14 protein-coding genes and 1 riboswitch are annotated in these 14,647 nt (G+C 71.7%); of the genes, 3 read left to right on the top strand and 11 right to left on the bottom strand.

What is annotated here, in order from left to right:
* Positions 1 to 19 precede the first annotated feature (19 nt).
* The 4 genes from ACY1JF_RS25470 to ACY1JF_RS25455 all read right to left on the bottom strand — a co-directional run bounded on the left by ACY1JF_RS25470 (position 20) and on the right by ACY1JF_RS25455 (position 4,094).
* On the bottom strand, positions 20 to 1,030 hold the full coding sequence (locus ACY1JF_RS25470; RefSeq protein ID WP_462707580.1) for a C40 family peptidase: 1,011 nt from the start codon (positions 1,028 to 1,030) through the stop codon (positions 20 to 22).
* Positions 1,031 to 1,259: 229 nt separating this feature from the next.
* Positions 1,260 to 2,300 carry a C40 family peptidase gene (locus tag ACY1JF_RS25465; protein ID WP_462707579.1) on the bottom strand — a complete coding sequence of 347 codons (1,041 nt, stop codon included), beginning with the start codon at positions 2,298 to 2,300 and terminating at the stop codon, positions 1,260 to 1,262.
* Positions 2,301 to 2,475: 175 nt separating this feature from the next.
* Complete coding sequence (locus ACY1JF_RS25460) at positions 2,476 to 3,819, bottom strand: NYN domain-containing protein (protein ID WP_462707578.1); 1,344 nt, start codon at positions 3,817 to 3,819, stop codon at positions 2,476 to 2,478.
* A gap of 35 nt (positions 3,820 to 3,854) precedes the next feature.
* The gene (locus ACY1JF_RS25455) at positions 3,855 to 4,094 is read right to left on the bottom strand and encodes a hypothetical protein (RefSeq protein ID WP_462707577.1); all 240 of its coding nucleotides are present in this window, start codon (positions 4,092 to 4,094) and stop codon (positions 3,855 to 3,857) included.
* 157 nt (positions 4,095 to 4,251) lie between these two features.
* Between ACY1JF_RS25455 and ACY1JF_RS25450 the strand changes: the two genes are divergently transcribed.
* Both ACY1JF_RS25450 and ACY1JF_RS25445 read left to right on the top strand, forming a co-directional pair.
* The gene (locus ACY1JF_RS25450) at positions 4,252 to 5,022 is read left to right on the top strand and encodes a rhomboid family intramembrane serine protease (protein ID WP_462707576.1); all 771 of its coding nucleotides are present in this window, start codon (positions 4,252 to 4,254) and stop codon (positions 5,020 to 5,022) included.
* Positions 5,019 to 5,300, top strand: coding sequence for an Lrp/AsnC family transcriptional regulator (locus ACY1JF_RS25445; protein ID WP_462707575.1), 282 nt, complete (start codon positions 5,019 to 5,021; stop codon positions 5,298 to 5,300). Before ACY1JF_RS25450 ends, ACY1JF_RS25445 begins: the two co-directional genes overlap by 4 nt.
* A 222-nt stretch (positions 5,301 to 5,522) precedes the next feature.
* On the opposite strand, the gene ACY1JF_RS25440 is transcribed toward ACY1JF_RS25445, so the two are convergent.
* The 6 genes from ACY1JF_RS25440 to ctaE all read right to left on the bottom strand — a co-directional run bounded on the left by ACY1JF_RS25440 (position 5,523) and on the right by ctaE (position 12,609).
* Positions 5,523 to 6,890: an aminotransferase class V-fold PLP-dependent enzyme gene (locus ACY1JF_RS25440; RefSeq protein WP_462707574.1), complete on the bottom strand. Its 1,368-nt coding sequence runs from the start codon at positions 6,888 to 6,890 to the stop codon at positions 5,523 to 5,525.
* 140 nt (positions 6,891 to 7,030) lie between these two features.
* Positions 7,031 to 7,147, bottom strand: a riboswitch (SAM riboswitch).
* 97 nt (positions 7,148 to 7,244) lie between these two features.
* The gene (trpD, locus tag ACY1JF_RS25435; protein WP_462707573.1) at positions 7,245 to 8,309 is read right to left on the bottom strand and encodes an anthranilate phosphoribosyltransferase; all 1,065 of its coding nucleotides are present in this window, start codon (positions 8,307 to 8,309) and stop codon (positions 7,245 to 7,247) included.
* Positions 8,310 to 8,431: 122 nt separating this feature from the next.
* On the bottom strand, positions 8,432 to 10,069 hold the full coding sequence (gene qcrB / locus ACY1JF_RS25430; RefSeq protein ID WP_462707572.1) for a cytochrome bc1 complex cytochrome b subunit: 1,638 nt from the start codon (positions 10,067 to 10,069) through the stop codon (positions 8,432 to 8,434).
* On the bottom strand, positions 10,066 to 11,115 hold the full coding sequence (gene qcrA / locus ACY1JF_RS25425; protein WP_462707571.1) for a cytochrome bc1 complex Rieske iron-sulfur subunit: 1,050 nt from the start codon (positions 11,113 to 11,115) through the stop codon (positions 10,066 to 10,068). The genes qcrB and qcrA overlap by 4 nt, the downstream gene beginning before the upstream one ends.
* The gene (qcrC, locus tag ACY1JF_RS25420; protein ID WP_462707570.1) at positions 11,112 to 11,921 is read right to left on the bottom strand and encodes a cytochrome bc1 complex diheme cytochrome c subunit; all 810 of its coding nucleotides are present in this window, start codon (positions 11,919 to 11,921) and stop codon (positions 11,112 to 11,114) included. Before qcrC ends, qcrA begins: the two co-directional genes overlap by 4 nt.
* A 67-nt stretch (positions 11,922 to 11,988) precedes the next feature.
* Positions 11,989 to 12,609, bottom strand: a complete 621-nt coding sequence (ctaE, locus tag ACY1JF_RS25415) for an aa3-type cytochrome oxidase subunit III (protein ID WP_462707569.1) — start codon at positions 12,607 to 12,609, stop codon at positions 11,989 to 11,991.
* Positions 12,610 to 12,801: 192 nt separating this feature from the next.
* Here ctaE and ACY1JF_RS25410 point away from each other — a divergent pair, with 192 nt between their 5' ends.
* Positions 12,802 to 13,203: a response regulator gene (locus ACY1JF_RS25410; protein ID WP_462707568.1), complete on the top strand. Its 402-nt coding sequence runs from the start codon at positions 12,802 to 12,804 to the stop codon at positions 13,201 to 13,203.
* A gap of 101 nt (positions 13,204 to 13,304) precedes the next feature.
* On the opposite strand, the gene ACY1JF_RS25405 is transcribed toward ACY1JF_RS25410, so the two are convergent.
* Positions 13,305 to 14,579 carry a L,D-transpeptidase gene (locus ACY1JF_RS25405; protein WP_462707567.1) on the bottom strand — a complete coding sequence of 425 codons (1,275 nt, stop codon included), beginning with the start codon at positions 14,577 to 14,579 and terminating at the stop codon, positions 13,305 to 13,307.
* Positions 14,580 to 14,647 lie beyond the last annotated feature (68 nt).

The following is a 14,647-nucleotide window of genomic DNA, read 5'->3' as shown; positions in this document are numbered from 1 at the left end:
GGGCAGGCGGGCCGGGCGGTCAGGGCCGGGTGACCGAGGAGACGGGCATCATGCCGACGGGGTCGTAGCGCACGGCGGCGCCGGGGTAGGGGGCGTGGATCACCTGGCCGCCCCCCGCGTACATCCCGATGTGGCTGGCGTCGTCGCGGTAGGCGACCAGGTCGCCGGGGCGTGCCTGGTCCAGCGGGACCCGCTGCCCGGCGCCGGCCTGCGCCTGGGAGGTGCGCGGCAGGGCGACCCCGGCCTGCGCGTACGACCACTGGGTCAGCCCCGAGCAGTCGAAGCCGGAGGGGCCGTTGGCGCCCCAGACGTAGGGCTTGCCGAGCGCGGAGCGCGCCGCGGCCAGGGCGGACGCCGCGCGGCCCGAGGCGGCGGCGCCGGACGGGACGGGCAGGCCGGCCCGGCCGGAGCGGGAGGCGCGGTCGGCCTCGCGCTCGCTCTTCGAGAGGGAGTCGAGCAGCCGCCGGGCCTCGGCGAGCTTGCGTTCCACGGTCTTCTTGTGGGCGGCGGCCGTGCGCAGGCTCGTGTTCAGCCGCTCCAGGGTCCGGCCGGCCTCGGCGCGGTCCTGGGCGAGGTCGCGCACCGCGTTCCGCAGCCGCCGCAGCTCGACCGCCTGGCGGGCGCCGATCCGGTCGAGGGTCGCGGCCTTGTCGAGGTAGTCGTCCGCGTCGGCGGAGAGCAGCAGGGCGACGGACGGGTCCAGGCCGCCGGAGCGGTACTGGGCGCCGGCCAGCGAACCGAGCGCGTCCCGCAGGGTGTTGACGCGCTCCTGCTGCCGGGCGATCCGGTCCTGGACGGCGCCGACCCGCTCCCGCAGGGTGTCGGTGCGCTCGGCGGCCTCGTTGTAGGCCTCGGTCGCCCGCTCGGCCTCCGTGCGCAGGCGGTCCACCTGGGCACGGGTGTCGTCGTGCGGCGCGGCGGTGACCGGTACGGCCGCGCCCAGGACGGCGGCGGCGGCGGACAGGAGGCCGGCCACGGCGGCGGCGCCCCGGTCGAGCCCGGTTGGTGCAAGGCGGCGATGGGACCCCACGGGAAGCCGCACTCCTTCCGCTGGCGGACGGGAAACGCGGCAGACAGTAGCCCCGCCGCGGACGCCGCGGCCAACGGCCCCGGCGTCCGCACAGCCCGGCGCCCCGCCGCTGACGCAGGTCAGCGGCGGGGCGCCGGGTCACAGGACGGTTCTGTGATTCGCCCGTTCGGGCGGCATGTCGAGTTGATCCGAACGGCCCCCGGAGCGTGACGGAGGGCCGGACGCGGGGTCAGACGCGGACGCCCCACATGAAGGGGCCGCCGATGGTGCTCATCGACTCGTACCGGACGACGGTGCCGGTGCGCGGGGCGTGCAGCACCTGGCCGTTGCCGGCGTAGAGGCCGACGTGGTGCAGGTCGTTGAAGAAGAAGACCAGGTCGCCGACCTGGAGGTCGCTCTGGCTGGTGATGCGCGTGCCGATCTGCGACTGGGCCTCGGAGGTGCGCGGTATGGAGACGCCGGCCTGGGCGTAGGCCCAGGAGGTCAGGCCCGAGCAGTCGTACGAGGACGGGCCGGTGGCGCCGTAGACGTACGGGCTGCCGATCTTGCTCTGGGCGGCGGCGAAGGCGGCGCCGGCCCGGCCGGAGGCGGAGGCCGTGGAGCTGGAGAGGACCTCGCGCTCGCTGCTGCGGGTGGAGCGCTGCTCCTCGTCGTCCAGGGCGGCCTTCTCGGCGGCGGTGAGGGTGTTGAGCAGCTTCTGCGCGGCGGAGAGCTTGCTCTGGATCTGCTTCTTGTTCTTGCTCAGCTCGGCGCGGGTGGCGGAGAGGTCCTTGAGCTTCTCGGCGGCCTCCTCGCGCTGCTGGGCGAGGTCGCGCTGCTTGTCCTGGATCTCCTTGAGCGCGTCGACCTGCTGGGCGCTCAACTGGTCGAGGGTGGACGCCTTGTCGAGGTAGTCGTCCGGGTCCGCGGAGAGGAACAGCTGCACGGAGGGGTCGATGCCGCCCGAGCGGTACTGGGCGCTGGCCATCGAACCGAGGCCGTCGCGCAGCTCGTTGAGCTCCTCCTGGCCGCGGGCGACGTTGTCCTGGATGGTGGAGATCTCCTTCTGGAGCTTCTCCTGCTTCTCCGTGGCCCCGTTGAGCTTCTCGGAGGCCTGCTCCACCTCGTCGTAGAGCTTGTCGACCTCGGACTTGACCTCGTCCTTGCTCTGCTTCTCGCTGGGAGCGGCGTTGGCTGCCTGCGAGCTGAGCACAACGGCGGCGGCGGCCGCGGTGGTGAGCACGGTGACGCGGGCGCGGCTGGGCTGCTTGGGTCGACGGTGGGACGCCACGGGAGGCGAACTCCTTCGTGTGAGTGATCACCCGTTCTAGGGTTCGAAGCCAGACCCTAGTGACCCAGTCGTGATCAGTTCAAATCCTTCTCAGGAAAAACCCGTTCACCGACAGCATCTTTTACCTCGGTGTCACCAGCGGTGACGCGAGGTTGACCCTACGTCAAGCAGCGGGTCAGGAAAGCCGCTTCAGCAGCATCGCCGAGGCCACCGGGCGGGCTCCCGCGCGGGCCACCCCGTCGGCGACCTCGCGGTCGGTGGAGGCGACGATGACCGGCCGGCCCGGCGGCTCGGCCCGCACCAGCTGGCGGATCAGCTCGTCGGCGGTGACGCCGGGCTTCGAGAAGAGCACCCTGACCCCGCGCGGCGGCGCCAGCAGCACCGGGGCGGCCAGCTCGGCCCCGTCGAAGACGCAGGTCACCTCGGCGCCGGTCTGCGCGGCGAGCTGGGAGAGCTGGCCGAGGAGCCTCAGCCGCTGCTTCTCCAGGGGCATCTGCGGATAACCGGTCTTGGTGACGTTGTAGCCGTCGACGACCAGATGGGCCTGAGGCAGTTCGAGCAACTGGTCCAGCACGGCCGGGTCGTGCTCGGACAGCGCGCGGGCCGCGATGTCCTTCGGGGTCATCCGGCCGGGCTCCACGGCGTCCACGGTCTCGGCGGGGCGTACGGAGACCGGCGGCAGCGCCAGCTCCCGGCGCAGCCCCTGGGTGGCGTCCAGCAGGGTGTCGAGCAGCAGCCGCACCCGCATGTCCTCGACGCTGCGGCCCTCCCGGGCGGCCTTGCGGGTGGCCTCCAGGGCCGCTTCCGCCTCGCCGAGACGGGCCTTGAGCCGCCGCGTCTCACTCTCGGCGGCGGACACCTGGGCCTGCGCCTCGGTGCGTACGGCGTCCAGCTCGGCGCGCATCTTGCGCACCGCCGCCTCGCCGCGCTTGACGTCGCTGAGCGCGCCGCGCAGCTTGCGGTGGAGCGACTCCGCCTCCTTCCTGGCGGCGTCCAGCTCGCCGCGCAGCCGCTCGGTCTCGCCCCGGCCGTGCTCCCGGGCGCGTTCCAGCTCCGCGCGCAGCCGGCCCAGCTCGGCGCGGGCCTCCTCGTCGGCGCGCTCGGCGTCGGCCCGCTGGGCCTCCTCGCCGGCGGCGGCCACGAGCTTGACCCAGCCGGCCGGGCGCAGCACGTAGGCCGCGGCCGCCACGTCGAGCGGGTCCGCGGCCGGGGGCGGGGAACCGGAGTCGAGGGCGCCGGCCAGTTCCGGCTGGGACTCCCTGAGCTTCTCGCCGATGCGCTGGCGGAAGAGCGCGTCCGTCTCCAGCGCGGCGGCCATCGCGTTGCCCGCGAACTTGGCCCGCCGGTTCGGCGTGAACCGCGCGTACTGCCGCAGCTGCGCGGGCAGTTCCGCGAGGGTCAGCCCGCCGAAGCCGTCCGCGGCCAGCTGTACGACCCTGCGGCGCACCCCGTCGGGCAGCGGACGGTCGAGCACCTCAGCGGCGCCGTCGCCCGGCTCCCCGCCCCGTGTCTGCGCCATCCGTCACCCCAATGCCTGTGCGGGGCCGGCCCCGGTCAGGAGCCGGCACCCGGCCTGTCCACGAGTTCCACCTGGTCCACCGCGTTGCACCAGCGGCACCGCACCGACTCGATGGTCTCACTGAGCACCTCGCGCTCCTCGACCGTCGGCTCGCCGGCCAGATCGAGGTGGACGTACTCCACGACCTTCGACGCGCGGGTCACGTCGAAGCGGGTGAGGTTGCCGCAGAGGGTGCAGCGCCACCGCGTCGCGCCGGTCGGCTGGGGAACCGTCATCGTGGCTGTTCGCTCTCTTCCAGTGTCACCCGACGCACCGGCCTCCCCGGTACGTGTGGCTCGTAACCCTACGGCCTGGCGGGTACCGGCCGCCCACCTGTCCACGGCGGCGAGGCGCTCCCGGAGCTTTCGTCCGGTTACGTCATGCTCTGTACCCATGAGCCGCAACTGGAGCCCGGCGGCCGTCCGGGTACTGCGCACGGTACGGGCGGCCCTGTCCCGCCGCCCGGCCCGGGGCGCGGCGCCCGTGACGCACGGGCTGATCGTCCTGTGCTGCCTGCTGTTCCTGGTCAGCCCCGCGGCGGGCCTCGACCCGCGGCACGACGGCTCCGCCGAGGAGCTGCTCGCCGCGCGGCACGTCTACTTCCGGCGCTGGGGCGTGGTCCCCGCCGAGCTGTTCGACGGGGCGCCGCGGGCGCTGCTGGCCCCGGTCACGGCACTGTTCGTGCACGGCGACTGGGTACACCTGTTCGGCAACATGCTCTTCCTCTATGTCTTCGGGGTGATGACCGAGGAGCGGATGGGTCACCTCCGGTTCCTGCTGTTCCACCTCGGCTGCGGGTACCTGGCCCTGCTGGGGTACGCCATCGCCAACGACGACTCCCGGCAGCCCCTGGTCGGTGCCTCCGGGGCGATCTCGGCGGTCCTCGGCGCGTTCCTGTACCTGTTCCCCCGGGCGCGCGTGACCAGTCTCCTGCCGTTCCTGCTGTTCATGCCGTTGCGCTTCCCGGCCTGGCTGGTGCTGCCGTTCTGGGCGGTGCTGCAGTGGCTGTCGGCGTGGCGGGCCGGGGACGGGCCGGGGGTGGCGTACCTGGCCCACCTGGTCGGCTTCGGTCTCGGCTTCCTCTGCGCCTGGGTGCGTTCCGGGCGGCGGGCTAGAGTGAAGGCCGCCCCAGCGCCCGCCCCCGAGGGAGAGAACCTGCCGTGATCACCGCGATCGTCCTCATCAAGACCAGCGTGGACCGGATCCCCGAGATCGCGGAACGGATCGCCGCGCTGGAGAGCGTGAGCGAGGTCTTCTCCGTCACCGGCACCTACGACCTGATCGCCATGGTGCGGGTGCGCGAGCACGAGGAGCTGGCGGAGGTCATCCCCGGGCGGATCAGCAAAATCCCGGGCGTGGAGGGCACGGACACGCATGTGGCGTTCCGCACGTACTCGCAGCACGACCTGGAGGCGGCGTTCTCCATCGGGCTGGACAACTGACCCCGGTCCGCGCGCGGACGAGGAGTTGCGCGTCCGCGGCCCATCCGGGCCGCCGGGTGCCGCGCGCGGACCGGGCGGGTGCGCCCGGTGCGCGCCGCCGCCGCGCACCGCACCGGAGAGGACCTCACCGGCCGTGTCCCGGTGCACGGCAAGCGCGCAGCTCCTGACGGACGCGGCCGGGCGGGCCCGCGGGACGCTCCCGCCGGGCGCCCGGCCACCGGGTCACGCGGCGGCGGGGCTGCCGGAGGTGTCGGGCACGCAGCGGCCGTGCTCGGTGCGGTAGTTCCAGCGGGCGCCGTCCCGCACCAGCTCCCGCACCGCCGTCACGAACCGTTCCACGTGCTCGTCGGGGGTGCCCGCGCCGAAGCTGACCCGCACCGCGTTGAGGGGCTTCTCGCCGGGCGCCGCCTCGGGGGCACCGCACTCGCCCTGGCCGCCCGGGTCGCCGCCGAGCAGGGTGCGCACCAGCGGGTGGGCGCAGAACAGGCCGTCGCGCACGCCGATGCCGTACTCGGCGGAGAGGGCGGCGGCGAAGTGGGAGCTGTTCCAGCCGTCGACGACGAAGGAGAGCACCCCGACGCGCGGCGCGTCGTTTCCGAACAGCGACAGCACCCGCACCTGGGGCACCTCGGCGAGCCCTTCCCGCACCTGGCCGATCAGGTACTCCTCGCGGGCCACCAGCGTCTCGAACCCGGCCTCGGTGAGGGCCGTGCAGGCGGAGGCGATCGCGTAGGCGCCGATGACGTTGGGCGAGCCGGCCTCGTGCCGGGCGGCGTCCTCGTGCCACTCGACGTCCACTCCCCCGTCCGCGCGCCGGGCGACCGTGCGGCTGGCGCCGCCGCCCGCGAGGTACGGCTCGGCCGCGCGCAGCCAGTCGGCGCGGCCGGCCAGCACGCCCGAGCCGAAGGGGGCGTACAGCTTGTGCCCGGAGAAGGCGACCCAGTCGACGTCCAGGTCGCGCGCGCTCACCGGGCGGTGGGGGGCGAGCTGGGCGGCGTCCAGGACGATCCGGGCACCGTGCGCGTGCGCGGCGGCGGCCAGTCCGCGCACCGGCCACAGCTCGCCGGTGACGTTGGAGGCGCCGGTGACGCAGACCAGGGCGGGGCCGTACGGCTCCCGGTCGGCGAGGGCCCGCTCCAGGGTCTCGACGGCCTGCGCCGGGGTGCGGGGCGCGTCGAGGAAGGTGACGTCGGCCTCGCGCCAGGGCAGCAGCGAGGCGTGGTGCTCGGTCTCGAAGACGAAGACCCGGCAGCCGGCGGGCAGCGCGGCGGCCAGCAGGTTCAGGGAGTCGGTGGTGGAGCGGGTGAAGACCACCTGGTCGTCGTCCCGGCAGCCGAGGAAGCCGTGGACGGTCCGGCGGGCGTTCTCGAACAGGTCGGTGGAGAGCTGGGAGAGGTACCCGGCGCCCCGGTGGACGCTGCCGTAGTAGGGCGCGTAGGCGGCCACGTCGTCCCAGACCCGCTGGAGCGCGGGGGCGCTGGCGGCGTAGTCGAGCGCGGCGTAGGTGACCTCGCCGCCGGTGACGAGCGGCACGGTGACGTCCCGGCCGAGGACGGGCAGCGGGGAGCGGACAGCGGTGGGCACGGACATGGCGGACTCCCGTGAATACGACGCGAGAAGCGAAGGAGGAAGGAAGGAAGGGGACGCGGAGGCGGGGCTCTGCGGCCCTAGCGCATTCGCTGATTCACGGGAGACTCCCTCGGACGACCCAGGACCCCTGGTACGCGAGGGGTCCGCGCTTGCCGTGGACCCTGCTGTCCACGGCCTGGTCTTCACCCGGGGCACCCCGCCACGGACGGAGGGTTGCCGGACAGTCGGCCGGGGCCTCATGACTGTCACTCATGACCTGGTGCGAAAACGTACGTGAGGTGATCGCCGTCCCGCAAGCCGTGTCCGGATCACGGGACGGACGTCACAGGACGCCGCAGGACGTCACGGGCTCCGTCAGGCGTTGCTGGCGGCCACCCAGCGCTCCAGCGCGTTGCGGGCCGCGCCCGAGTCGATCGACTCGGCGGCCCGTGCCATGCCGGCCCGGATGCGGTCCGTCAGCGGCCCCTCGCCGGGCTCCAGGGCCACCAGGGCCGCCGCCGAGTTGAGCAGCACCGCGTCCCGCACGGGGCCCGGCTCACCGCCCAGCAGCCGGCGGGCCACGTCCGCGTTGTAGGAGGCGTCGGCGCCCCGCAGCGCCTCGACGGGCACGATCTCGATGCCGACGTCACGCGGGTCGAAGACCTCCTCGGTCACCGTGCCGTCCCGCACGGTCCACACCCGGGAGGTGGCCGTCGTGGTCAGCTCGTCCAGGCCGTCATCACCGCGGAAGACCAGCGCGGAGTTGCCGCGCTCGGCGAAGACCCCGGCGATGATCGGCGCCATCCGGGCGTCGGCGACACCGATCGCCTGGGAGCGGACCTTGGCCGGATTGGTCAGCGGGCCCAGGAAGTTGAAGACCGTCCGGATGCCGAGCTGGCCGCGGGCGGCGGCGACGTGGCGCAGCGCGGGGTGGAACTTCACGGCGAAGCAGAAGGTGATCCCGGCCTCCTCGGCGACCTCGGCCACCCGCTTGGGGGTCAGCTCCAGATTGACGCCGAGCTTCTCCAGGACGTCGGAGGCGCCGGAGGCCGAGGAGGCCGCGCGGCTGCCGTGCTTGACGACCTTCGCCCCGGTGCCGGCGACGACGATCGCCGACATGGTGGAGATGTTGACGGTCTTGGCGCCGTCGCCGCCGGTGCCGACGATGTCGACCGTGTCCCCGGGCACCTGGATCACATGGGCGTGCCCGTACATCGCGCGGACCAGGCCGCCGATCTCGTCCACGGTCTCGCCCTTGGCCCGCAGCGCCACCGCGAACCCGGCGATCTGCGCGTCGGTCGCCTCGCCGCGCATGATCGTGTCCATCGCCCACGCGGTCTCGTCGGCGGACAGGTCCCGCCCGCCCAGCAGTCCGTTCAGCAGCGCGGGCCAGGAGCGGCCCGCCGCGGTGTCGCCTCCAGCGGGGGTCACAGCGCTCATCAGCCGCTCCTGGTGTGTCGTAGGGAGGATCGGTCCCACCCTATCCAGCCCGGAGCCATGACGAGGGGCCCCGTCCGAACACCGGACGGGGCCCCTCGCCGTGGCGTGGCGACGCTCGGGGATCAGTGGTGGCCGTGGCCGCTGGTGATCTCCCGGTACTCCTCGACGGTCGGCTTCGGAATCTGCGACTCCTCGCCGTAGTAGGACTTGCTGAGCTTGGCCCGGAGCTTCTCGGTGCTCTTGGGCTTCCGCTCGACGCCGTTCTCGTCGACGGTCGGACCGATCTCGGCCGGCTTGTACTGCTCGTGCGCGGTGAGCGTGTACATGTGCTCCTGGCTGAGCGGCTCGTGCACCTCGATGAACTCACCGTGCGGCAGGCGCTTGATGATGCCCGCCTCGCGGCCGTGCAGCACCTTCTCCTTGTCCCGGCGCTGCAGGCCGAGGCAGATGCGCTTGGTGATCACGAACGCGATGACCGGACCGACGAAGAAGCCGATGCGGACGAACCAGGTGACCGCGTTGATCGACAGGTGGAAGTGGGTGGCGATGATGTCGTTGCCACCGCCGATCAGCATGATCATGTACGCGGTGACCCAGGCGACGCCGAGTCCCGTGCGGGTCGGGGCGTTGCGCGGGCGGTCCAGGATGTGGTGCTCGCGCTTGTCCCCGGTGATCCAGGACTCGATGAACGGGTACACCGCGATCGCCGCGAGGAAGAGGCCGAAGAGCACCAGCGGGACGAACACGCCCAGGACCAGCGTGTGGCCCCAGAACCTGATCTCCCAGCCCGGCATGGCGCGGACCAGGCCCTCGGCGAATCCCATGTACCAGTCCGGCTGGGCGCCGGTGGAGACCTGGTCGGGCCGGTAGGGGCCCAGCGCCCAGATCGGGTTGATCGACGCGATGGCGGCGAGGATCGAGATGACGCCGAAGACGAGGAAGAAGAAGCCTCCGGCCTTGGCCATGTAGACCGGCATCAGCGGCATGCCGACGACGTTCTTGTTGGTCCGTCCGGGCCCCGCGAACTGCGTGTGCTTGTGGTAGAAGACCAGGATCAGGTGGGCGACCACGAGCCCGAGCATGATGCCCGGCAGCAGCAGGATGTGGATCGAGTAGAACCGGGCGACGAAGTCGGTCCCGGGGAACTCCCCGCCGAACAGGAACATCGAGATGTACGTGCCGACGATCGGAACGGACAGGATCGCGCCCTGCGTGAAGCGGACACCGGTGCCGGAGAGCAGGTCGTCGGGGAGCGAGTAACCGGTGAAGCCGGTGAACATGCCGAGGACGAACAGCAGGAAGCCGAACAGCCAGTTGATCTCACGCGGCTTGCGGAACGCGCCGGTGAAGAAGACGCGCATCATGTGCACGAACATGCCGGCCAGGAAGACGACCGCCGCCCAGTGGTGGATCTGCCGGATGAGCAGACCGCCGCGGACGTCGAAGCTGATCTCCAGCGTCGACCGGTAGGCCTCGCTCATCAGCTGGCCCTGCAGCGGGATGTAACTGCCGTGGTACTCCACCTCGTTCATCGACGGGTGGAAGAACAGCGTCAGGTACACACCCGTGAGGATGATGATGAGGAAGCTGTAGAGGCAGACCTCGCCCAGCATGAAGGACCAGTGGTCCGGGAAGATCTTGCGCAGGTTGGCCCTGGCCAGGGAGTAGATCCCGAGCCGGCCGTCGGCCCAGTCGGCGACGCGCTCGCCGGCCGGTGCCTTCCCGCGGGAGCGGGCCGTGGTGCTCTCATGTGTGCTCATCCGCGCTCCCAGAATGCAGGACCGACGGGCTCTTCGAAGTCGCCGAGCGCTTCGAGGTAGCCCTCGTCGTTCACACCGATGCGCAGCTGCGGCAGCGGGTGACCGGCGGGACCGAAGATGACCCGGGCACCGTCGGAGAGGTCGAAGGTGGACTGGTGGCAGGGGCACAGCACGTGGTGCGTCTGCTGCTCGTACAGGGAGATCGGACAGCCGACGTGGGTGCAGATCTTCGAGTACGCCACGATGCCCTCGTGCGACCACTCGAGTTCGCGCTTGTCCTTGATGTCCTCCGGCTGGATCCGGACGATCATCAGGGCGGCCTTGGCGATCTCGTTCTGGAACTCCTCGTCGTGCTCCTCCAGGCCCTCGGGCTTGGCGAAGGTGAGGGAGCCCACCGCGACGTCGGAGGGACGCAGCGGCTCGTTGGTGTTCATGTTGACGAGCAGCTTGCCCTTGTTCCACATGGTGTGGCGGAGCTTGTCCTCGGGCAGCGGGCCGAGGTCGCGCAGCAGCACGACGCCGGAGAGGGGCACCAGGGCGACCGCGCCGAACATCGTGTTGCGGATCAGCTTGCGCCGGCCGAGGACGGACTCCTTGGCTCCCTGCCTGAAGTCCGCGTGCACCTTGGCGCGGACCTCGGGGGACGCCTCGATCGGGTGGCGCTCGTCGGCGATCTCCACGTCGGACATCAGGGTGCGGGCCCAGTGGACCGCGCCCGCGCCGATGCAGAACAGCGCCACGCCCAGGGTGAGGCCGAGGGCGAAGTTCTGGGCGTTGACGTGCCCGATCGGGAAGATGTAGACCGACTTGTCGCGGTCGATCGCGACGAACGAGGCGATGAAGCCGATGGTGGCCAGCATCGACAGGGCGAACTGGGAGGCGACGGCGCGCTCGGAGCGCTTCGCGGCCTTCTCGTCGACGTCCTGGATGCGGTGCTCGTGGGGCGGCAGCCCCGGGTCGGCGAACGGGTGCGTCTCGTCCGCGACCTCGCCACGGCTGTGGTCCTGCGCTGCGGGCAGGTTCTCTGGGATGTCTTGGCTACTCATGACTTCTTGGCCTTTGCGGTCCGGGCGGCGACCCACACGGCGATGGCGACGAGGGTGCCGAGGCCGAAGATCCAGCCGAAGAGGCCCTCGGCGACCGGTCCGATGCCGCCCAGTTCGAGGCCGCCCCGGCTCACGGTGTCCTCCCCGTTGACCGCGTCCAGGTAGGCGATGATGTCCTTCTTGTTCTGCTCGGTGAGCGTGGTGTCCGGGAAGGAGGGCATGTTCTGCGGGCCGGTCTGCATGGCCTCGTAGATGTGCTTGGCGCTGACGCCCTCCAGGTTCGGGGCGTACTTGCCGTGCGTCAGCGCGCCGCCCTTGCCGGTGAAGTTGTGGCACTGCGCGCAGTTGGTGCGGAACAGCTCACCGCCTTCGGCGACGTCCGCGCCCTCGACGCTGTACTTCTCCTCGGACGGGATGGAGGGACCGGCGCCGAGCGAGGCGATGTAGGCCGCGAGCTGGTCGATCTCGGCCTGCGAGTAGATGTTCTTCTTCTTGGGGACCTGGGCGCCCGGCTGCTGCGCCGGCATCCGCCCGGTACCCACCTGGAAGTCCACGGCCGCGGCGCCCACGCCCACCAGGCTGGGCCCGTCGGTGGTGCCCTGACCGCCGGTGCCGTGACAGGTGGCGCAGCCGACGGCGTAGAGCTGCTTGCCCTCTTCGATGGCGAGGGACTGGGCCGTTTCATCGGCCTGCGCCTTGTCCGCGGGCGCGAACACGGCATAGAGCCCCCCGGTGCATGCCAGCGCGAGGAGTAGGACGACGATGGCCGCCAACGGGTGGCGTCGTCGTGCGGAGAGCTTTTTCACGGATTACCCCGGTGTCAGGATTTTCTGCGTCGATGCTTCTGGATGTGTGCGCGGGAGCGGTCCGCGCCTACTTGATCATGTAGATCGTGGCGAAGAGGCCGATCCAGACGACATCGACGAAGTGCCAGTAGTAGGACACGACGATGGCGGCGGTCGCCTGCTCGTGGGTGAACCTCCGGGCCGCGTAGGTGCGGCCGAGGACCAGCAGGAAGGCGATGAGACCGCCCGTCACGTGCAGGCCGTGGAAGCCGGTGGTCAGGTAGAACACCGAGCCGTAGGGGTCCGACGAGAGCGACAGGCCCTCGTGCTTGACCAGCTCGGTGTACTCGAACACCTGACCGCCGATGAAGATCGCACCCATGATGAAGGTGACGATGAACCACATCCTGAGCTTCTTCACGTCACCGCGCTCGGCGGCGAACACGCCGAGCTGGCAGGTGAGGGAGGAGAGCACCAGGATCGTGGTGTTGGTCGCCGAGAACGGGAAGTTCAGGGCGGACGCCATTTCCTTCCAGTGATCGGGACCCGTCACCGATCGGAGGGTGAAGTACATCGCGAAGAGGGCCGCGAAGAACATCAGCTCGGAACTCAGCCAGATGATGGTTCCGACACTGGTGAGGTTCGGCCGGTTGACCGACGGGTGCGCGTGCCCGGTATCTACTGTCGTTGCTGTCGCCACGACCGACATTATGTCGGTCGCTTATCCCGCCCTCACTCCCGGGGGTGCCGTTCGGAGTGTTCACCCCGTCCGGACTGCCCGTATGGCCCAGCACGAAGCCGTGGTGAGCCGTGTTCCGCCCGGTGTCGACGGGGGTCGGGAGGGAGTAGCATCCCGCGCAACGGGCCACGGCCCGACGGGCTACGACCTCTCGGAGGAAGCATGCAGCCGACCGTCACGGTACTGGTCTACAGCGACGACTCCACCACGCGGGAGCAGGTGCGGCTGGCGACCGGCCGCAGGCCGGCTCCGGACGTGCCGGTCGTGGAGTTCCTGGAGTGCGCGACGCCGGCCGCGGTCCTGAGGGAACTGGACCGGGGCGGGATCGATGTGTGCGTGCTGGACGGCGAGGCCGTGCCGATGGGGGGCATGGGGGTGTGCCGGCAGATCAAGGACGAGGTGTTCGCGTGCCCGCCGGTGCTGTTGCTGATGGGGCGTCCGCAGGACGCGTGGCTGGCGACGTGGAGCCGGGCCGACGCGGCGGTGGCCTTGCCGGTGGAGCCGGTGGAGTTCGCCTCGGCGCTGGCGGCTCTGCTGCGGCAGCGGAAGCTGCAGAGCGTCTGAGGGTCCGGTGGGCCCGCGGGACGGCGGGTGCGGGCGCGTCATGGCCGCTCGCGCCGCGCGGCGGGGCCGCCGGCCGGCGCGGCCCCGCGTCCTGGGGCGTCTCACGTCGCCGTCGGGCGCAGACGCGCCGTGCCCTCCGGCCGGGCGGCGCCGGGATCGCCGCCCGTGAGGGCGCTGCCCGTGCGCCACTTGTCCCAGTCGAGGTTCCAGTCGCCGAAGCCGTTGCCGAAGGTCTCCATCGTGTCGCCGTAGGAGTTGACGACCTCGACCAGGTCGCCCTCGCGGACGGTGTCGAAGAACCACTCGGCGTTGCCGGTGCTCATGCCGGTGCAGCCGTGGCTGACGTTGGCCGAGCCCTGTGAGCCGACCGACCAGGGCGCGGCGTGCACGTACTCGCCGCTCCAGGTCACCCGGGTGGCCCACTGGACGGGCAGGTCGTACGACTCCGAGGAGCCCTCGGCGATGCCGACGGTGGTGCTGCGCATCCGGACGAACGGCTCCTTGCCCAGCACGACCTTGACGCCGTTGCGGGTCTCGAAGCCGGGCTTGCCGGTGGTGACCGGGATCCGCTTGATCTCCTCGCCGTTGCGGAAGACGGTCATCGTGTGGGACGCGGCGTCCGTCACGGCGATGACGCGGTCGCCGATGGAGAGCCTCAGCTCCTCGGTCCGGCCGCCCCACAGCCGGTCGCCGACCTTGATGCCCTCCAGGGCGGAGCGGACCCGGACGGTGGCGTGGGCGGGCCAGTAGTCCTTGGGGCGGTAGTGCAGTTCCTCGTCGTCCACCCAGTGCCAGGCCCCCTCCACCGCGGGCGTGGACTCCACCTTGAGGGCCCGTTCCACGGTCCGGCGCTGGGCCGGGTCCTTGACGGGCTCGCTCAGCTCGGCGGTGATCGGCTGGCCGACGCCGTAGGTGCCCGCCTGGGGTCCGAAGGTGACGCCGAGCCGCTTCTTGGCGGTGGGCCCGCCGGTGTCGAAGGTGAGCACCTTGCGGCCGGGCGTGCCGTCCCGGCTCTCGGTGCTGACCCGGACCGTGTAGGAGGCGTTCGCGGCCAGCGGTGAGGTGCTGTGCCAGCGGGCGCCGTCGGCGGAGAGTTCGCCGGCCACGTAGCGGCCCGCCGCGTCCCTGGCCGTGACGTCCGTGATGCGTCCCTCGGAGCCCTCGGCGACGACCTCCAGCGGCTTGTCGGGGTCGGCCTCCTTCCCCTCGCCCACGGGACCGCTGAAGGTGATGGTGCCGGCCGCGTCGTACGGCGCCGCCGCCAGCGGGTTCTCGTCGCCGTCGCAGCCGGTGACGCCCGCGCCGAGCGCCATGACCAGCAGCGCGCAGCCGACGGCGGTGCGCCTCCGTGCCGGGAAGTGAACGAAGTGGCTCATGGCCTCAACGTAGGAAGCGTGGAGCGGGGCGGCGCGGTGGGTAAGCCGGACGGGTGGCGCGCTGCGCC

Source organism: Streptomyces sp. SYSU D01066-1, assembly GCF_054956795.1.
The sequence above is the reverse complement of the archived record's forward strand: the minus strand, read 5'-3'. Positions and strand labels throughout refer to the sequence as shown.